The sequence below is a fragment of the Acetobacter fabarum genome, assembly GCF_029069195.1.
Classification (GTDB): domain Bacteria; phylum Pseudomonadota; class Alphaproteobacteria; order Acetobacterales; family Acetobacteraceae; genus Acetobacter; species Acetobacter fabarum_A.
This window is the reverse complement of record NZ_JARDYK010000005.1, coordinates 50,923-70,300: the sequence shown is the minus strand read 5'-3', so window position 1 is coordinate 70,300 and position 19,378 is coordinate 50,923. Positions and strand designations below refer to the sequence as shown.

17 protein-coding genes and 1 tRNA gene are annotated in these 19,378 nt (G+C 57.6%); 12 read left to right on the top strand and 6 right to left on the bottom strand.

Going from position 1 to position 19,378, the window contains the following annotated elements:
• Positions 1 to 14: 14 nt before the first annotated feature.
• The 8 genes from uvrA (at position 15) to PY793_RS08215 (ending at position 8,931) form a co-directional block, all read left to right on the top strand.
• Positions 15 to 2,879 carry an excinuclease ABC subunit UvrA gene (uvrA, locus tag PY793_RS08250; RefSeq protein WP_275177625.1) on the top strand — a complete coding sequence of 955 codons (2,865 nt, stop codon included), beginning with the start codon at positions 15 to 17 and terminating at the stop codon, positions 2,877 to 2,879.
• A complete protein-coding gene (locus tag PY793_RS08245; protein ID WP_408744688.1) occupies positions 2,879 to 3,697 on the top strand; it encodes a creatininase family protein in 819 nt (272 codons plus the stop codon). Before uvrA ends, PY793_RS08245 begins: the two co-directional genes overlap by 1 nt.
• Before the next feature lie 135 nt (positions 3,698 to 3,832).
• A complete protein-coding gene (locus PY793_RS08240; protein ID WP_275177623.1) occupies positions 3,833 to 5,035 on the top strand; it encodes a YncE family protein in 1,203 nt (400 codons plus the stop codon).
• An 82-nt stretch (positions 5,036 to 5,117) separates the two neighbouring features.
• Positions 5,118 to 6,326: a DUF2075 domain-containing protein gene (locus PY793_RS08235; protein WP_275177622.1), complete on the top strand. Its 1,209-nt coding sequence runs from the start codon at positions 5,118 to 5,120 to the stop codon at positions 6,324 to 6,326.
• A gap of 207 nt (positions 6,327 to 6,533) precedes the next feature.
• Positions 6,534 to 7,094: a NifU family protein gene (locus PY793_RS08230; RefSeq protein WP_275177621.1), complete on the top strand. Its 561-nt coding sequence runs from the start codon at positions 6,534 to 6,536 to the stop codon at positions 7,092 to 7,094.
• A 102-nt stretch (positions 7,095 to 7,196) separates the two neighbouring features.
• On the top strand, positions 7,197 to 7,781 hold the full coding sequence (locus tag PY793_RS08225) for a malonic semialdehyde reductase (protein ID WP_275177620.1): 585 nt from the start codon (positions 7,197 to 7,199) through the stop codon (positions 7,779 to 7,781).
• Positions 7,778 to 8,473 (top strand): tRNA (adenosine(37)-N6)-threonylcarbamoyltransferase complex dimerization subunit type 1 TsaB, encoded by a 696-nt coding sequence (tsaB, locus tag PY793_RS08220; RefSeq protein ID WP_275177721.1) that lies wholly within the window; start codon positions 7,778 to 7,780, stop codon positions 8,471 to 8,473. Before PY793_RS08225 ends, tsaB begins: the two co-directional genes overlap by 4 nt.
• 14 nt (positions 8,474 to 8,487) lie before the next feature.
• Positions 8,488 to 8,931 carry a GNAT family N-acetyltransferase gene (locus PY793_RS08215; protein ID WP_275177619.1) on the top strand — a complete coding sequence of 148 codons (444 nt, stop codon included), beginning with the start codon at positions 8,488 to 8,490 and terminating at the stop codon, positions 8,929 to 8,931.
• 82 nt (positions 8,932 to 9,013) lie between these two features.
• On the opposite strand, the gene purD is transcribed toward PY793_RS08215, so the two are convergent.
• Entirely contained in the window at positions 9,014 to 10,303 is a 1,290-nt protein-coding gene (purD, locus tag PY793_RS08210) for a phosphoribosylamine--glycine ligase (protein ID WP_275177618.1), read from the bottom strand.
• Positions 10,304 to 10,346: 43 nt separating this feature from the next.
• Here purD and xseA point away from each other — a divergent pair, with 43 nt between their 5' ends.
• From xseA to PY793_RS08190, 4 genes are all read left to right on the top strand, one after another.
• Entirely contained in the window at positions 10,347 to 11,795 is a 1,449-nt protein-coding gene (gene xseA, locus PY793_RS08205; RefSeq protein ID WP_275177617.1) for an exodeoxyribonuclease VII large subunit, read from the top strand.
• A gap of 95 nt (positions 11,796 to 11,890) precedes the next feature.
• Complete coding sequence (locus PY793_RS08200) at positions 11,891 to 12,232, top strand: hypothetical protein (protein WP_275177616.1); 342 nt, start codon at positions 11,891 to 11,893, stop codon at positions 12,230 to 12,232.
• 83 nt (positions 12,233 to 12,315) lie between these two features.
• Positions 12,316 to 12,402, top strand: a tRNA-Leu gene (locus tag PY793_RS08195).
• A 31-nt stretch (positions 12,403 to 12,433) separates the two neighbouring features.
• Positions 12,434 to 13,609: a phosphoserine transaminase gene (locus tag PY793_RS08190; protein ID WP_275177615.1), complete on the top strand. Its 1,176-nt coding sequence runs from the start codon at positions 12,434 to 12,436 to the stop codon at positions 13,607 to 13,609.
• A 166-nt stretch (positions 13,610 to 13,775) separates the two neighbouring features.
• Here the strand turns inward: PY793_RS08190 and PY793_RS08185 are convergent, their stop codons facing one another.
• The 5 genes from PY793_RS08185 to PY793_RS08165 all read right to left on the bottom strand — a co-directional run bounded on the left by PY793_RS08185 (position 13,776) and on the right by PY793_RS08165 (position 19,191).
• Positions 13,776 to 15,167: an NAD-dependent succinate-semialdehyde dehydrogenase gene (locus PY793_RS08185; protein ID WP_275177614.1), complete on the bottom strand. Its 1,392-nt coding sequence runs from the start codon at positions 15,165 to 15,167 to the stop codon at positions 13,776 to 13,778.
• Positions 15,168 to 15,204: 37 nt separating this feature from the next.
• A complete protein-coding gene (gene adhP, locus PY793_RS08180) occupies positions 15,205 to 16,233 on the bottom strand; it encodes an alcohol dehydrogenase AdhP (protein WP_275177613.1) in 1,029 nt (342 codons plus the stop codon).
• A 66-nt stretch (positions 16,234 to 16,299) separates the two neighbouring features.
• On the bottom strand, positions 16,300 to 17,715 hold the full coding sequence (locus tag PY793_RS08175) for an NAD(P)(+) transhydrogenase (Re/Si-specific) subunit beta (protein ID WP_275177612.1): 1,416 nt from the start codon (positions 17,713 to 17,715) through the stop codon (positions 16,300 to 16,302).
• Between the two features lies 1 nt (position 17,716).
• Entirely contained in the window at positions 17,717 to 18,043 is a 327-nt protein-coding gene (locus PY793_RS08170; RefSeq protein ID WP_275177720.1) for an NAD(P) transhydrogenase subunit alpha part 2, read from the bottom strand.
• Positions 18,043 to 19,191, bottom strand: coding sequence for an NAD(P) transhydrogenase subunit alpha (locus tag PY793_RS08165; RefSeq protein ID WP_275177611.1), 1,149 nt, complete (start codon positions 19,189 to 19,191; stop codon positions 18,043 to 18,045). Before PY793_RS08165 ends, PY793_RS08170 begins: the two co-directional genes overlap by 1 nt.
• Between the last annotated feature and the right edge of the window lie 187 nt (positions 19,192 to 19,378).

Sequence of the window (19,378 nt, the reverse complement as noted above, 5' to 3'; positions counted from 1 at the left end):
TAAAGAGCTCTTGCATGACAAAATCAGGTCTTCGAGGTCAGCACAGCATTCGGGTGCGTGGCGCACGTGTCCATAACCTGAAGAATGTTGATATCGATATCCCCCGTGACCGGCTGACCGTCGTGACCGGGCTTTCGGGGTCGGGCAAATCCTCTTTGGCGTTCGATACCATTTACGCGGAGGGCCAGCGCCGGTACGTGGAGAGTCTGTCTGCCTATGCGCGCCAGTTTCTGGAACTTATGGGCAAACCGGATGTGGATTCCATAGAGGGCCTGTCCCCGGCCATTTCCATCGAGCAGAAGACAACATCCAAAAATCCGCGTTCCACTGTTGGTACGGTCACGGAAATATATGACTATATGCGTCTGCTCTGGGCGCGGGCAGGTGTGCCGTATTCTCCCACCACAGGTCTGCCCATTGAGGCGCAGACCGTAACCCAGATGGTGGACCGCATTCTGGCCATGCCCGAGGGCACGCGGCTTATGCTGCTTTCTCCCGTTATTCGGGACCGCAAGGGCGAATACCGCAAGGAACTGGCCGAACTCCAGCGCAAGGGTTTTACCCGTGTGCGGGTGGATGGCACGTTGTACGAGATTGCAGAAGTCCCCAGCCTTAACCGCAAACTCCGCCATACGGTGGAAGTGGTTGTGGACCGTGTGGTGGTCAAACCCGGTGTGCAGACCCGTCTGGCCGACAGCCTTGAAACCGCTCTGGCCCTGAGTGATGGCATCGTCTATGCCGAGGAAGTGCTCAGGGACGAGGAGCGCGAACCGGAAAAACTGGTTTTTTCATCGCATTTTTCCTGCCCTGTCAGCGGGTTTACTCTGGAAGAGATAGAACCCCGCCTTTTCTCCTTCAATGCGCCACAGGGGGCTTGTCCCGCCTGTGACGGTCTGGGGGTGGAAACATATTTCAACCCGGTTCTGGTTGTGCCCGATATTACGCTTTCCCTTGCAAAAGGGGCTATTGCACCATGGAAGGATGCAAAATCCCCTCTTCTGGAACAGACGCTGCAAAGCCTGACGCAGCATTTTGGCGTAAGCATGGATACCCCCTGGCGCGACCTGCCAGAGCAGGCGCAGAACGGTATTCTGCATGGTGTGCAAGAGGATATCAGTTTTACCTATCAGGATGGTAAAAAAAGCTATGTTGTCGAACGGCCGTTTGAAGGAGTTCTGACAAGCCTGCAAAAAAGACTGGCCAATACGGATAGTGCCTGGGTCAAGGAAGAACTGTCCCGTTATCAGTCGGAAAAAGCCTGCCATGTCTGTCATGGTGCGCGTCTGCGGCCGGAGGCGCTGTCTGTTCGGGTTGCGGACAAGACCATTGCGCAGGCCTGTGACCTGTCTATTGGTCATGCGCTGGGCTGGTTTGACACTGTTTTGCCAACGCTTACCCCCCAGCGTGCAGAGATTGCCCGGCGTATCCTGCGTGAAATTCTGGAACGCCTGAAATTCCTTGATGATGTAGGGCTGGATTACCTGACCCTTTCACGCGGGTCAGCCACCCTTTCCGGCGGGGAAAGCCAGCGCATCCGTCTGGCAAGCCAGATCGGATCGGGGCTTACGGGTGTGCTTTATGTGCTGGATGAGCCTTCCATCGGGCTGCATCAGCGTGATAATGCACGCCTGCTTGGTACTCTTGATCGGTTGAAAAACCTTGGAAATACACTCATTGTTGTCGAACATGATGAAGACGCCATAAGAAGCGCTGACTGGCTGGTGGATATGGGGCCTGCTGCCGGTGTGAATGGTGGCCAGGTCGTGGCACAGGGTACGCCAGAACAGGTTGCCAGAAACCCCGATAGTCTGACAGGTGCTTACCTGTCTGGCCGCAAGCGGATTGAGGTGCCACAGCAGCGCAGGCCCGTGAACAAAAAACGGATGCTTACGGTGGAAGGGGCGACGGGGCATAATCTTAAAGACGTAACCGCACATTTTCCGCTTGGCACATTTACATGCGTGACCGGTGTTTCGGGGAGTGGTAAATCGACTCTGGTGATTGATACGCTTTACAAGGCGCTCTCACGCCAGCTTATGGGAGCGGCTACCTCGCCCGAGCCGTATAAAAAAATCAAGGGTATGGAGCAGCTGGACAAGATTATTGATATTGATCAGTCCCCCATTGGCCGTACCCCCCGCTCCAACCCCGCAACCTATACGGACCTGTTTACCCCCATCCGGGACTGGTTTGCCGAACTGCCAGAGAGCAAGGCCCGTGGGTACAAGGCAGGGCGTTTTTCCTTCAATGTCAAAGGTGGACGGTGCGAGGCCTGCCAGGGTGATGGCGTGCTTAAAATAGAAATGCACTTCCTCCCCGATGTGTTTGTTACTTGTGACGCCTGTAAAGGTGCGCGCTATAACCGCGAAACACTGGATATCCGATTCAGGGGCAAAACCATAGCGGATGTGCTGGCCATGAGTGTGGATGAGGCCTACCCACTTTTTTCCGCACAGAACCGTATCCGCGACCGGCTGGCCATTTTGCAAAAGGTCGGTCTGGGCTATGTGGCACTTGGCCAGCAGGCAACGACCCTGTCGGGTGGGGAGGCGCAGCGCATCAAACTTTCCAAGGAACTCGCGCGCAGGGCTACGGGCAGAACCGTGTATATTCTGGATGAGCCCACAACAGGGCTGCATACAGATGACGTCAGAAAACTGCTTGAGGTTTTGCATGCCCTGGTCGATCAGGGGAATACGGTGATCGTGATCGAGCATAATCTGGAAGTTATCAAGACTGCGGACTGGATTATAGATGTTGGGCCAGAAGGGGGCGATGGAGGTGGCACCATCGTTGCCGAAGGCACACCAGAGACCATTGCCGCGTGCAAAAAAAGCTATACGGGCCAGTTTCTTGCCCCTCTTCTGGTGCAGTCATAATGAAAAAAGCATGCTTATGTGCTATATTTTTAGGGGCTATGGCAACATTGCCCCGGCCAGTACAGGCTCAGTGCCTGAACCTTTCCAGAAGTGTTCTGTTTGAAAAACTCACATGGACAGAAATTGCACAGGATATAGCCTGTGGTTTTACAACCATTATTGTGCCTGTCGGGGGTACTGAGCAGAGTGGGCCGTACATAGCTGTTGGCAAACATAACAGCCGTGTGCAGTTTCAGGCTGAAAAAATAGCCCGTCAGTCTGGCAGAACGCTGGTGGCTCCTGTGGTGGCCTATGTGCCAGAGGGGGGTACGGCTCCGCGTACATCGCATATGCGCTTCCCCGGCACCATTACATTACCGCCGGATGTGTTTGACAGAATGCTGACCTCCATTGCCGAAAGTTTTCGGGTGCAGGGGTTCAGGCTGGTTGTTCTGATCGGTGACCATGGTGGCTATCAGAAAGATATGGAAAAACTGGCCGCGCAACTGAATGTACGGTGGCAGGCCGTGGGCGCACGGGTGCTGTATGTGCGGGATTACTACAATGTGATCCCTCACCAGTATAGCGAGTGGCTCCGGCAGAATGGCTACAGGCTGGATGTAGGCCAGCATGCGGATATAGGCGATACATCGCTTATGCTTGCGGTTGATCCATCCATGGTCCGGGAGGAAGCCCTGCGCCACGCACCTAACCCGTCTGCGGCACAGGGGATTTATGGTGGAGATCCGCGGCGGGCCACGTCCACGTTGGGGCAGCCCGGTTTGTCCATGCAGGTGGATGCGGCCGTTAAAGCCATTGATGATGCACGCCGCAAATAAATATATGGAATAATTTTTCTATAATAATAAATGAAAGATTTTAATCACCCCCGAATAGACGTTATTTACGCCGCATGATAAATGCGGAGCCGTATCAGGCGTTAGAGTGATAACAGGCACAGAAGGGTCTGGGTTATGGGTTTTAAGCAGTATCTGGTTGCAGCGGTTGCCATTGTTGGCATAAATGCTGGCAGTGCGCCCGGTTGGGCGCAGAGTGTTGGTACTCCGTCCGAGGGCGGGAGTCGCACGGCGGCTCCTCTGGTGCAGACCATTCCTGGCATGCCCCCGGTCCCCAACCCGGCCGACCTGTACAGCGAAACAGGGGTCGGTCACATTGCGCCAGAAGTGGTACTGGATCTGAAGCGGATTTACGTCCCCAACCTGCGCTCGAACGATGTGTCTGTTATTGACCCGGCTACCAACAAGGTAGTGGATCGCTTCCCTGTAGGGAAAAGCCCCCAGCATGTTGTGCCGTCATGGGACCTGCGCACCCTGTGGGTCACCAACAATGCGGAAGGCACCACTCATGGCAGCCTGACCCCCATTGACCCGCGTACGGGCCGTCCCGGTCCTTCCATTGCGGTAGATGATCCCTACAACATGTATTTTACGCCAGATGGCAAATCGGCCATTGTGGTAGCCGAAGCCCGCAAGCGTCTGGATTTTCGTGACCCGCACAGCATGCAGTTGCAGCAGTCCATTGATGTGCCCGAGTGCAAGGGTGTCAACCATGCCGATTTTTCCATAGATGGGCGCTACGCCATTTTTACATGCGAATTTGGTGGCCATCTGGTCAAGGTGGATATGGTTGAGAAAAAGGTTCTGGGTTACCTCAAACTGTCCAGTGGTGGTATGCCGCAGGATGTTCTGGTCTCCCCGAATGGCAAAATCTTTTATGTTGCCGATATGATGGCCGACGGCGTGTTTCTGGTGGATGGAGATACATTCCGCGAGATAGGCTTTATTCACACGGGGCTGGGCGCACATGGGCTGTATCCCAGCCGTGATGGTACAAAAATGTATGTCGCCAACCGTGGTTCCCACCTGATTCATGGTCACCCCCATAGTAAGGGGGGCGGGGTTTCGGTGATTGATTTTGCGACAAACAAGGTTGTGGCGACATGGCTTGTCCCCGGTGGTGGCAGCCCGGATATGGGCAATGTCAGCGCGGATGGTAAAGCCCTGTGGCTGTCTGGCCGGTTTGATGATGTTGTTTACCGGATTAACACCGATGACGGGACCATGATCAGTATTCCGGTTGGGCAGGAACCGCATGGCCTGACCGTATGGCCGCAGCCGGGCCGGTATTCCATTGGTCACACGGGTATCCTGCGCTAAAAACCGGAGGGTTTTCTGGACGGATCAAAAGCCTTTCCTCATACTGGAGGAAAGGCTTTTTTGTTGTACGGGGTTAAATGCGGTGGATAGGAAAAACAACCAGGCTTTGCAAAAACTCTCTCCTGATCGTTCTCTTTCCGTGGAGCAGGAGCGTCTGTGTGGGCAGGTTGTCAGGTTCTGTCAGGATCATATCGGACAGGGGAATGCTGTTTTTGTAATTGAAGGACATGCGGGAACAGGAAAAAGTATTGTTATCAATAAAATTTTTAACGAAATACAAAAAATGTCCCGGCAACAGGCGGGCACAAACCCGTTAACGGGAACAAGGAATTATCTTCTGGTCAATCATCCTGAGATGATGAAACTTTATAAAAATATCTCGGAACATTCGATTTATGTAAAAAAGAAAGATTATGAGCGGCCAACAACTTTCATAAACACCATGCACAGAACCGGACAGGTGGCAGATGTTGTTCTGGTAGATGAAGCACATCTTCTTTTAACAAAATCTGATAAATACAACAGGTTTGTACAGGATAATCACCTTGAGGAAATTCTGAAATGTGCAAGGGTTGTCGTGCTGGTTTTTGATGACATGCAGGTTCTCAGGTTCAAAAGCCACTGGACAAAAAGCACACTGGAATCTGTTCTGGCGCAACGGCAGGTCCAGACCTGCCAGCTTAAAAACCAGTTCCGGATGCAGGCTGGTGCACAGACATGTGCATGGATAGACGCCTTTTGTAAAAAAACCATTCTTCCTATTCCCCATGACCCGTTTTTTGATCTCAGGGTTTTTGAGGATGCACAGGATATGTATGATCTGGTGCGTGATAAAAACACGGAGTTCGGCCTCTCCCGCATGGTGGCAACATATGATTATCCTTACCGGCTGGATGGCAGGGAGCATTTTGTAACCGAGGGGCGCTTTCGGCTTAAATGGGACATTGCCCGGCCCGAAGCCCGCCTGCCATGGGCGGAACGCGCCAATACGATAGATGAGGTCGGTTCCGTTTACACCGTGCAGGGGTTCGACCTGAACTACGTTGGTCTGCTGCTTGGCCCATCTGTAAGGTATGACGCAGCGGGTAATACCCTTGTGCTCGACCCGGCCCGGTATGAGGACAGCGCAGCCTTTGCCGGGCGTAACGGCTTTGCCCAGCCCGGGCAGACCATGGAGCGCATCATGCTCAATGCGATCAATGTGTTGATGACGCGCGCGGTCAGAGGGCTATATATTTACGCGCATGATCCCGCGTTAAGGGCGCGCCTTGTCCAGTTCCGGGCCGGGTAAGGGGGGAGAGGGCCGGGGCTGCAAACCGTGCATGGCATGGCTGCCTTGTGCGGGTGTCGGGCTGGAATGACCCAAAACAGCCTTCCCCGCCCCTGTTTTGGGGCATGGTGGCACTAAAATTTTCATACAGAACTTGTTCTGTCCTCATTCTGGTGCCAACTGAAAGGTAATCGTACAGGCTTATCCTACAGATCGGACATTTCCGCCATGTTTATCGAAACCGAAGGTACCCCCAACCCCGCAACACTCAAGTTCCTGCCCGGTCAGGCCGTGGTGGGGGATGCGGGCACCATAGACTTTATTGATGCCGATGCCGTGGCCGGGCGTTCGGTTCTGGCCGATGCGCTGTTTGCCCTGCCCGGTGTTGCCCGCGTGTTTTTGGGGAACGATTTTGTTTCCGTCACCAAGTCCGACAGCGCGGACTGGGAGGAACTGCGTCCGCTGGTGCTGTCCGCCCTGATGGATCATTTTGTAGCGGGTCTGCCAGTTGTCGCTGAGGGCGTTGCTGTTCTTGAAGACGAGATTGCCCCGGAAGATGCGGAGATTGTTGTCCAGATCAAGGAACTGCTGGACACGCGTGTGCGCCCTGCCGTTGCGGGTGATGGCGGGGATATTGTTTTTCGTGGGTATCGCAACGGGATTGTGCGCCTGACCATGCAGGGTGCGTGCTCCGGCTGCCCGTCCTCCCGCGCAACGCTCAAGCATGGGGTGGAAAACATGCTCAAGCATTACGTGCCAGAGGTTGTCTCGGTCGAGCAGGTAGACTGAGCAGCCCCCGTAACGGTGGCTCTTTCCGGAGCGGGATGCTTGCCTTAAAAGAGGAAGGTCACGCGCCGGAGCAGGTTGGCGTAGCAGGAGGCAGGACAGAACATGTTGGACGCAAGTGGGTTAGAACTGCTGTTTACAAAGGCGCGAACCCCCCTGCGCTGGACCACCCGCCCTGTGGAGGAGGCTTTGCTGCACCAGATATATGATCTGGTGCGCATGGGGCCAACCTCGGGCAATTGCTGCCCTGCCCGCATTGTTTTTATTACCGGCACCAGTGGGCGCGAAAAGCTGCGCCCTGCCCTGTCCGCAGGGAATGTCAATCGGGTTATGGGCGCGCCGGTTATTGCCGTGCTGGCCCATGACCCGCTTTTTTTTGAACAACTTCCCAAGCTGAGCCCGGGGGAAGAACTGCGCTCATGGTTTGCCGCGGATGTTGGCTTGTCCGAGGAAACCGCTTTTCGCAATGGCACCTTGCAGGGCGCATATATGATCATGGCTGCTCGCGCCCTTGGGCTGGATGTTCTGCCCGTTTCGGGGTTTGACCAGTCCGTGGTGGAGGACGCTTTTCTGGCGGAATGGGGCTGGCGTGCCAATTTCCTGCTCTGTCTGGGGTATGGAGACTTCGCGGGGCAGTCCGAGCGTGCTCCCCGCCTTGAGTTCGATCAGGCCTGTCGGATTGTAGAATAGTGGTGCAGCGTATTCTGGTGCTCGACGGGAGCCCCGCAGGCGATCATGCCTGTGGTACGGCGGCCTGTATTGCCAATACGGATGGCGTGTTGCAGGTGCTTGCCTTCCGGCAGGAGGCGGGCAAGCAGGCGGCGGAAGGGCTTGGTCTGCTGGCCGCGCAGGTTTTGCAACAGGCTGGCTGGTCACGCATGCAGGGTACCACGCCGGATATGGTTGCGGTTGTGGTGGGGCCGGGGTCTTTTACCGGCTTGCGGGCCTCCTGTGCTGTGGCGGCCGGGTATGCCGTAGGCGTGGGCTGCCCGGTTGTAGGGGTGACGCGGGCAGAGGCTCTGGCCCCGGAACTGGATGCCGCCCTTGCTGCCCAACCCGACCATATGGCGGGCTGGGTCGTGGTGACTGCCGCCCGGCGTGGCCGCGTATTTGTGGAAGACAGGCAGGGCGCGCGGGCCGTGACCATAGCCGACTGGTCCGCCCCGCAGGGTCAGTGGCTGGTTGCGGGTGAGTCCCGTGCTGATCTGGCTTTTCCCTCCGCTATCATGTGCCCGATTACCCATCCTGATGTAGAGCAGGTGGCTGCTACGGCCCTGCGCCGGGTGCGTGGAGACTTGTCGCCGCGTGGAGCACTGCCTGTTTATGTGGACCCGCCAGAGGCTAAACTGCCAGCCAATGGGTTGCGGGCTGCTCCGGTATAATGGTTTTGTCGCAAATGCAGTGTGTGGGGGTGGGGCATGCGGCTGTGCTGGCCTGCCTGCATACACAGTGCTTTGCTCCGCAGGAGCAGTGGGACACAACCGCCATGCTCAGCCTGTTGGGGTCAGCCGGTGTTTGTGCCGGGCTGGTGCTGACCGGTGAGCAGCCTGTAGGGTTTGTCATGCTACGCTGTGTGGCGGGGGAGGCTGAAATCCTGACCCTGTGCGTCTTGCCTGCGTACAGGCGGCAGGGACTGGCCGCGCTGCTGGTGGCATGGAGTCTCGCCCACGCCAGAGCGCAAAAAGCCGAAATGGTTTTTCTGGAAGTGTCCGTTGGCAACCTTGCCGCGCAAAAGCTGTATGCACAGGCAGGGTTTGAGCAAAAAGGTCTGCGCCGGGCCTATTACCCCGATGGGTCCGATGCCCTTGTGCTTGGGCATGCTCCGGGTTGTAGCGGGTAAGGCCCATGCCGCCGGGGCTGCCGGGCGGCATGGGGGTGTTCTGGTTGGCGGGGGCAGGTGCCCCTTTTTTTTACCCGCCTGCTTACAGGGCGTGCCTGCCAATATCCGTCCGCCAGACCGCGCCGTTCCACGTAATGGCCTTGACACCGGCATAGGCGCGCTTCTGGGCTTCCAGCACCGTGTCCGCCAGTGCGCAGACAGCCAGCACGCGCCCGCCTGAAACCACCAGGTCTCCTGCCATGTTCTGTGTGGTGCCTGCCTGAAAAACCCGCACGCCTTCCAGAGCATTGGCTGTGTCTACACCATGGATCACGGCCCCTTTTTCGGGGCTGCCGGGGTAACCCCGTGCCGCCATGATCACACAGACCGATGCCTGGTTGGAAAACGTAATGGGGGCCACGTCCAGCCGGTCCTCGGCCAGTGCCTGCAGGGCGGGCAACAGGTCTGATGTCAGGCGTGGGAGCAGGGCTTCGGCTTCGGGGTCACCAAAGCGCACATTGTATTCGATCAGCGATGGTCCATGCCCGGTCAGCATCAGCCCGGCAAAAATAACACCCCGGAATGGCGTACCCCGGCGCACCATTTCGCGCAGCATGGGGCGTACCAGCAGGTCCAGTGCCGCTTCCTGCTCCGCCCGGCCAAAGTTTTTTGGGGGGGAGACCGCACCCATGCCCCCGGTATTGGGGCCTGTATCCCCATCTCCAATGCGTTTGTGGTCCTGTGCGGCGCCAATCAGGCAGGCGGTCTCCCCCGCACAGAAGGCAAAGAGCGAGACTTCCTCCCCCACAAGACAATCTTCGATCACCACGCTGCGGCCAGCATCGCCCAGTGCGCCACCTGTCATCATGTCCGTAATGGCGGCTTCGGCTTCGGCTACGGTTGTAGCGACAACAACGCCCTTGCCTGCGGCCAGCCCATCGGCCTTGACCACGATGGGGGCTCCTTTGCGGCGCACATAGGCAATGGCGGAGGGCGCATCCGTAAAGCGTTCCCATGCTGCGGTGGGAATACCTGCCGCATCGCAGATTTCCTTGGTAAAGCTCTTGCTGCCTTCAAGCCGGGCGGCGGCCTGTGTAGGACCAGCACAGGGCAGTCCCGCCTGTGCGCAGGCATCGGCCAACCCTGCAACCAGTGGTGCTTCGGGGCCGGGCACCACCAGATCAATCTTCTGCTCACGGGCAAAGGTTACAAGGGCTGCCACGTCATGCGCGCCAATGGGCACGTTGGTTCCGCAACGGGCCGTGCCGGGGTTGCCGGGGGCAATGAACAGCGCGGAAAGTGCCGGGGATTTGGCGAGTGTTTCGGCCATGGCATGTTCACGGCCACCTGAGCCTACCAGAAGTACGCGCAATTCTTTTCTCCTGCTGTTCATGTCTGCTCTTTCAGGGCGAGCGTCTGTAGCATAGGTTGTGCGGATGCACGAAGAGTTTGGAGCCGCCTCCCCATCTGGCGGCAATGTCCCTGAATATACGGTTTCGGAAATTTCTGGCGCAATCCGGCGTACGCTGGAGGGGTCGTTCAGCCGCGTGCGCGTGCGTGGCGAAATTACGGAATTCAAGCGTTACCCCTCCGGACATATCTATTTTTCGCTCAAGGATGAGCAGGGCAAGATTTCCGGCGTGGTCTGGCGTGGCAGTGTAAGCCGCCTTGGGCTGGTGCCCGAAAACGGGCTGGAAATTATTGCAACCGGCAAGGTCTCCTCCTATGGCGAGCGTTCAAGCTACCAGCTTATCGTGGAACGTATGGAATATGCGGGCGAGGGAGCATTGCTTGCCCGTATTGAGCGCCTGCGGATAAGGCTGGGGGAAGAGGGGCTGTTTGACCCTGCCCGCAAACGCCCCATTCCCCTGCTGCCGCGTGTGATCGGGCTTGTCACATCCTCGCAGGGGGCCGTGCTGCACGATATCTGCACAACGCTCAGGCGGCGCTTTCCCCGGCCTGTGGTGGTGTGGCCGGTGCCCGTGCAGGGTGAAGGAGCCGCAGCCCAGATTGTGGCCGCCATTAACGGTTTTTCCGCGCTGGATGGGACAGGGGGCGTGCCAAGGCCCGATGTGCTGATTGTGGCGCGCGGAGGCGGCTCGCTTGAAGACCTGATGGCTTTTAATGATGAAGGCGTGGTGCGGGCGGTGGCGGCCTGTTCCATTCCCTTAATCTCGGCCGTAGGGCATGAAACCGATACAACCCTGATCGACTTTGCCTCCGATCGCAGAGCGCCCACCCCCACGGCGGCGGCAGAAATGGCCGTGCCTGTGCGGAGCGAACTGCTGGCCGAAATTGAACACCGCGCCGCCCGTGCCACGGGTGCGCTGGCCCGACAGATGCAGACTGCCCGCCTGCGGCTGGACAGGGCGGCCGCGGCGCTGCCGGACCTGCCCGGTCTGGTGCAGACCGCGCGCATGCAGCTTGATGACCGTGCCCGCAGGCTGGACGTGGCCCTGCCCGCCCTTGTCCGCCGCCGCAAGGCGGACCTTGTGGCGGTGGAACGGCACATGCCTGCGGTGGAAACGCTTCTGTCCGGCCGCAGAACACGGCTTGCCGTGGTGGGAGGAGCATTTGTGGGGGGTATGCAGCATACCCTGCAACGGCAGGAGGTGCGGCTGGGCCATTGCCGTGTGTCCCCCGCCCCCCTTATGGCGCTCTTACGTGAGCGGCGTATTGCGCTGGGTGGGGCTGCCGGGCAGTTGGAGGCCGTATCCCCCCAGGCTGTGCTGGCGCGTGGTTACGCGCTGGTCACGGCGGAGGGCCATCCCGTGACAAAAGCCGCAGGATTGAGAAGTGGGCAACAGGTTGACCTGACTTTTGGCGATGGCTCCTGCCGTGCCATTATTGGTGACCAACCGGTGCAGGGCCTGCTGGACCTGTAAGCCTGTGTTGGGTACAGGCGGCTAACCGGGTTATGCTGGCCTCCCTGCAACTGTGTGGGCAACAAGCCACCGCGTGCTGAAAGACTGAAAAGCGCATGTCCGTTCCTGTTCGTATTCCGGCTTTGGGGTCTGTTCTTGTGCTTGGACTGCTGGCCGGGTGCGCCAGCCAGCCTACCCGTATTCCCCCGCAGAGCTTTGCACCGGGGCTGAGTGCGCCCACTCCGCCTCCCGCGAATGAGAGCCAGTTGGTGAATGACCCCTCAGCTCCCGCCAATACGCCTCTGTGCGGGGTTGCTGCGCGGGAGGCCGTGGCCATGGCCGTGCAAAATTACCCCCAACCACTAGCCGTAGGGGGGAGTTGCGTGCGTAATACGTGCTACAATACCCAGACAGGCACCTACATTGCCGCAGACGGCACGCAGCGGGTCTGTCGTTAAGGAGCCCTGCGCGCTTTGTGCAACAAATGCCGTCAACAAACTCTTTTCCGGGCGGCAATTTGCTGGTAGGGGAAAAACAGTTCGCGAGAGTGACGGAACTGGTAGACGTAGTCGACTCAAAATCGACCGCCCTTACGGGCTTAGGGGTTCGAGTCCCCTCTCTCGCACCAGACTTGCCCCATCCTCTTCTTGGCCAAGGTTATGAACGCCCTTCCCCCCACTGCTTCGTCCCGTCCGGCCATTCGCCCGTTCAATCCCTGTTTTTCGTCCGGTCCGTGCGCCAAGCGCCCGGGGTGGAGCCTTGCCGCGCTGGATAAGGCGCTTGTCGGTCGCTCCCACCGCTCGCCAGAAGGACGTGCGCGGCTGAACGAGGTTATCGTGCGCTCCCGCAAAATTCTGGGTGTGCCCGAAGGCTGGCGGGTGGGCATTGTGCCTGCGTCTGATACGGGTGCGGTGGAAATGGCGCTGTGGTCCCTGCTGGGCGAGCGCCCGGTAGACGTGCTGGCGTTTGAAAGTTTTTCGGCTCTGTGGGCGCAGGATATCGTAAGCCAGCTCAAGCTGGACAATACCCGCGTGCTCAAGGCCGATTACGGCCAGTTGCCGGACCTGAGCGCAGTCAACTGGGCGCATGACGTGGTTCTGGCGTGGAATGGCACCACCTCTGGCGTGCGCCTGCCGTCTGCCAGCGTCATTCCCGCCGGGCATGAAGGGCTGGTGATCTGCGATGCTACCTCCGCCGCCTTTGCCATGGACCTGCCATGGGACCGGCTGGATGTGGTGACATGGTCCTGGCAGAAAGCTCTGGGGGGCGAGGCCGCACATGGCATGATCGCTCTCTCTCCCCGTGCTGTGGAGCGGCTGCAAACCTTTAAGGCGCCCCGGCCCCTGCCCAAGATTTTCCGCATGACTGCCAAGGATGCGCTGATCGAAGGTATTTTTAAGGGCGATACCATCAACACCCCCTCCATGCTATGTGTCGAAGATGCGCTGGACGGCCTGCAATGGGCGGAAGCAGTCGGAGGGCTGGAAGGGCTCAAGGCCCGGTCTCAGGCCAATCTGGCGGCGGTTGCCGCGTGGGTGAAAACAACGGACTGGGTGTCCTTTCTGGCGGAAAAGGAGGAGGAGCGTTCCTCTACCGCCATTTGCCTGCGTATTGTCGCGCCATGGTTTTTGGCTCTGGAACGGGACAGGCAGATGGCAACAGTCAAAACAATGCTGGCTGTGCTGGATAAGGAAGGTATTGGCTTTGACCTTGCCAGCTACCGTGATGCCCCCGTGGGCCTGCGTATATGGGGTGGTGCTACGGTGGAAACAGCCGATATAGTCGCATTGCTGCCCTGGCTGGACTGGGCTTTCGCACTGGTTATGCCTGCATAACGCTGCATGGAAGGGCAACCCTGACCAGAGTCTGAAAAGGATATGTGTCTGGTGCATGGCCTTTTTTATGGCGGCTTTGTGCAGGCATTCCATATGTCGGTCAGATAAAAAAAGGGCGGAAGGAGTTATCCTTCCGCCCTTTTTGGTCAACGCTGTTCAGAAAGCATCAGAACGGCGCGTCAATGTCCACAATATCAATCAGCTTGGCATTGACGAACTCTTTAAGTCCAAGGCCCAGCAGTTCGCGGCCAAAGCCCGAACGTTTGACGCCACCAAACGGCAGGTCTGCCTTAACCATGGTCGGGTGGTTGATATAGACCATGCCAGTATCAATCCGGCGGGCCAGTTCCGCGCCACGTTCTTCGTTTTTGGTAAAGATGGAGCCACCAAGCCCGTAGGGGGAATCATTGGCAATTTCAATGGCGTGGTCAGCATCTTTTGCACGGAACAGCATGGTTACCGGGCCAAAGAATTCCGTATGGCGGGCCGGGTTGCCCTCTTCCAGATTGCTCAGGATAACCGGGCGGAAGAAGCAGCCTTTATTGGGCATTTCCAGCGGAATTTCTTCCGCTTTGGCACCCTGTGCCACGGCATCGGCAACCTGCTGCTTCAACCCGTCCACAGCCCCGCGTGAGGACAGGGGCGGCAGCGTGGTGGCGGGGTCCATCGGGTCGCCCATACGCAGCTCGGCAATGCCTTTGCGGTACAGCTCAACAAATTTGTCGTAAACGCCATCTTCCACAATCATACGCTTGGCGTTAACGCAAACCTGACCACCGTTCCAGTGACGGCCATAGACGGCCCATTTGGCGGCTTTTTCCACATCGGCATCGTTCAGTACGATCAGGGCATCGGAGCCACCGAGTTCCATGGTGCATTTTTTAAGCGCCAGCCCTGCTTCGGAGGCAACCTTGGCGCCAGCTCCTTCGGAGCCAGTCAGAGCCACACCACGTACGCGGATATCGGCAATAATCTTGGCAAGCTGGTCACGCGTTGGGTAAAGGTTCTGGAACCCACCTTCAAGCAGACCGGCATCGTGCATCAGTTTTTCCATGGCGGCGGCACACTGCGGCACGTTGGATGCGTGCTTGAGAATAACCACGTTACCAGCAGAAAGCTGCGGCGCAATAATGCGGGCCACCTGATAGTAAGGGAAGTTCCATGGCTCGATAGCCAGCAGAATGCCCTGTGCTTCGAACACGATTTTGGCGCGACCTTCCTTGACGGAGGCAAGGGGAAGTACTTCCGGTGCCAGAAGACGCTCGGCATTGACGGCATAATATTCAAAAATTGCTGCGGACAGCTCGGTTTCTGCCTTGGCTTCGGCGTAGAGCTTTCCCATTTCCAGCGTCAGAAGCTTGGAGTATTCATCCACATTGGCGCGCAGCAGATCGGCTGCTTTTTGCAGAATACGTGCCCGTTCGGCAAATGTTGTGTTTTTCCATTTTTTAAAGGCCGCATGTCCCTTGTCCAGAGCGGCATCGACCTGAGCATCGGTCGGGTTGGGGAAAACCTTGACCTGTTCTTCGGTAAAAGGGTTTGTCGTTGCATAAGCCATGGAAAAAATCCTTCTGGTTCATCAATATTGAAGGTGGTTAGTTTCTGAAATCCAGAACAACGCGCCCTTCAACACGACCATGCTCGAGATCATCAAATATCTGATTGATGTTTTCAAGCCGGTCAGTCTTGGTAACCGAGGTCACTTTTCCTTCAGCAAAGAAGGAGAGCGCTTCGATCATGTCCAGCCGGGTACCTACAATGGAACCGCGGATGGTAATGGCGTTCATGACCATATCAAAAATGGAAATGGGGAAGTCCCCCGGCGGCAGGCCGTTCAGGACCAGTGTGCCACCAGCGCGCACATACCCCATGGCCTGAGAGAAAGCCTTGGTGGAAACAGCCGTGATCAACCCCCCATGAGCGCCGCCGACTTCCTTCTGGATAAAGGCTGCCGGGTCGGTTGTTCTGGCGTTAACGGTGTGTGCGGCGCCAAGTTTCCGTGCGGTTTCAAGTTTGGCATCGTCAATATCAACCGCAATCATGTTCAGGCCCATGGCCACACCGTACTGGATGGCCATTTGCCCCAGCCCGCCCGCACCCGATACCGCAACCCAGTCTCCTGCGCGCGTGTCGGTCATTTTCAGACCCTTGTAAACGGTCAGCCCTGCGCACAGAACCGGCGCGACTTTAACGGGGTCTACCCCCGCAGGAATATGGGCGACGTAGCCCGGGTCCGCCACCACGTATTCCGCAAAGCAGCCATTAACGGAATAACCGGTATCTTCCTGTTTCTGGCAAAGGGTTTCCCAGCCTGCATAACAGTGCTCGCAATGACCACAGGCGGAATACAGGAAGGGCACACCAACGATGTCCCCTTTTTTGATCCAGTCAACATTGCTGCCAACTTCCACAACCGTGCCCACGCCTTCATGCCCGGGAATAAAGGGAAGGGTCGGTTTTTTGGGCCAGTCCCCATTGGCTGCGTGCAGGTCCGTGTGACAGACGCCGCAGGCGATCATCTTGACCAGGATCTGGTTGGAGTTGATGGAGGGAATGTCCAGTTCCTCAAGCGTGAGCGGCTTGCCAAATTCATGGACTACAGCGGCTTTCATCTTGCCTGACATAGTCTGCTCCTTATTGTTGCAAACAAAAAAAACGGGAGGGGCCGTCTGGCTTCCTCCCGTTGGCTGTCAGGCGGTACCGAGCGCCTTGACAGCTTCGACCATTTTGGAGAGCACGGCCTGTGCATCCCCAAAAACCATAGTGCAGTTCTTCTGGAAGAAGAGCGGGTTCTGCACCCCGGAATACCCTGTGCCGGACCCACGTTTGATGACAAAGACCTGACGCGCCTTGTAAGCGTTCAGGATAGGCATGCCATAAATGGGGGAGGATTTGTCGGTCAGGGCTTCGGGGTTGACCACGTCGTTCGCACCGATAATCAGGGCAACATCAGTGGTGGCAAAGCTGTCGTTAATATCGTCCATATCGTAAATCATGTCGTATGGAACGCCAGCTTCAGCCAGCAGCACGTTCATGTGCCCCGGCATGCGGCCTGCCACGGGATGAATGGCAAATTTGACATCCACACCATCAGCCACAAGCATTTTAACAAATTCGTACAGCTTCTGCTGCGCCTGCGCCACAGCCAGACCATAACCGGGCACAATGATCACGCTGGACGCATACCGCATGGAGGTGGCTGCGTCTGACGGGTCGGCGGACTTCATTTCCCCTTCCGGGCCTTTGGCGGAGCTGGTCGTATCCCCGAAGTTGCTGAACAGCACGTTGGTGAGCGAGCGGTTCATGGCTTTTGCCATCAGGGCGGTCAGCAGTGTGCCAGCCGAGCCGACCACCATGCCTGCAATCATCAGGGCAGGGTTGCCCATCACATAGCCTTCAAGGCCCACGGCCAGACCGGTAAAGGCGTTGTAGAGCGAAATCACCACCGGCATGTCCGCCCCACCAATGGGCAGGGTCATGCAGATACCGAACAGAAGAGCCGCGCCAAAGAACAGAATACCGGGCAGAATACCTTCTGGCGTACCATATTGCATGACTGTCAGCGCGCCGAGGGCGAGCGAGATCAGGAACAGTGCCGCGTTGAAAAACCGCTGCCCGCCAAAGCGCACGGGCTTTCTCATACGACCGTCAAGCTTGGCCCACGCAATGATCGAACCTGTAAAGGAGATACAGCCAATAAGCGCGCCTACAATGGTGACACTCAGGTGCAGCCCGGATGTGGCATGGTCAGACAGAAGGCTGACCGCAGCAAGGGATGCGGCGGAGCCACCCCCCATGCCGTTAAAGATGGCGACCATCTGCGGCATGGCGGTCATCTGCACCGTGCGGCCGCGCCAGCCGGTCCACAGGCAGCCCAGCAGCAGGGCCACAACTGCCAGTGCAACATTGACCATCAGGTGTGGACGCGCATCGGGGCTGACATTGAACAGGTTGAGGAACGTGGCCCCAACCACAAACACCATGCCGTAGCCTGCAGTTACAATGCCCGAAACGGCGGTTACGGGCGAGGACATGGCCTTCAGCCCGTAAATGAACAGGCCTGCGGCAATCAGTCCGCTCAGGCCAACAATGTATTCGATGAACATGTTACTGCTGGCCCTTTTTCTCTGTTGTCTGTTTCTGGCTCGGGCGGAACATGGCCAGCATGCGGTCGGTCACGACGTAGCCGCCCATAACGTTCCCAGCTCCCAGAAAAACGCCAACAAACCCGATAACCTGCCCGGTCAGCGTGGTGGCGTTGAACAGCGCATCCAGCGCGCCAACCACCACAATACCGTGAATGAAGTTGGAGCCGGACATAAGGGGCGTATGCAGGATGGAGGGCACCCGGCTAATCACCACGTAGCCGGTAAACGCGGCCAGCATGAAGATGTAGAGGGCGATAATGAAGGTCATGGATGTTACGGAATCCATCATGCTTTCTCCGCTGGTGTGCCTTCAATGACCTTCTGGATGGCGGCATTGGTAATTTTGCCATCATGGGTCAGGGTGGTTCCGGTTATGACTTCGTCTGTAAAATCGGGCTTGAGCACACCATCATGCAGAACCTGCTCAAGCAGGTTGTAAATGTTCTTGGCGTAGAGCTCGCTCGCCTGTGCCGCCAGACTGGATGGCAGGTTGGTCGGACCTACCATGACTACGGGACCAATCTTGACGGTCTCACCAGCTTTGGTGCCTTCACAGTTGCCGCCGTTGGGCGCACCCATGTCCACCACAACGGAGCCTTCCTTCATGCCTGCAAGCTGCTCGGCGTCAATCAGGCGGGGGGCCTTGCGGCCGGGAACTGCGGCTGTGGTAATGATCAGGTCGGCCTGTGCGATGTGCTGCGAAAGGGTGGCCCGGACCTTGGCCTTTTCGTCTGCTGTCAGTTCGCGGGCGTAGCCGCCGGCTCCGCGCGCATCTATGCCCGTATCCACAAATTTGGCACCGACGGATTCCGCTTCTTCCTTGGTTTCGGGGCGTACGTCATAGCCCTCGCACACAGCGCCAAGGCGGCGTGCCGTGGCGAGCGCCTGCAGGCCCGCAACCCCCAGCCCCATAACCAGCACACGGGCCGCACGCAGTGAGCCCACGGCCGTGGTCATCATGGGCAGGATTTTCTGCATATGCACGCTGCCCAGCAGGGGGGCGTAGTACCCTGCAAGGGCTGCCTGGCTGGACAGCGCATCCATGGCCTGCGCACGGCTGATGCGCGGAATAAGCTCCATGGCAAAAGTAGTAATCCTGCCATCGCGCAGCGCCTTGACCAGATCAGGCTGTGTCTGGGCGTAAATGAAGGAAACCAGCAGGGCGCCGGGCTTCATCTGTTTGACGGTCTCGACCGATGGAGGCTGGACGGAGAGCACGATGTCCGCATCGGCAACCAGTTTCCCGGTATCGGGTTCCTGCGTTACCTGCGCCTTTGTATAGGCATCGTCCGTGTAGGTTGCAGCACTACCCGCTCCCTGCTCCAGAACAAGATCTGCTCCAAGCTTGGCTATGCGCTGTGCTACCGCGGGAATCATGGCGACCCGGCGTTCGTCGGGCTGCGTTTCCTTCAGGATGGCAATTTTAACGGTCACGTTCTTTTCCCAATGCATGCTGTATGGGGTGAGGAGGGACCATGATGGCAGGGTAGAAAGACGGTCGTCCTCCACAACTTCTTCTGGTTGGTATGACAACCATATCTGAAAAAGGTTGCATTGATATGCGTCAAAGAAACCTTTTCTGCGGGATATAAAAATATTTTTTTCATTATTACATTTTTCA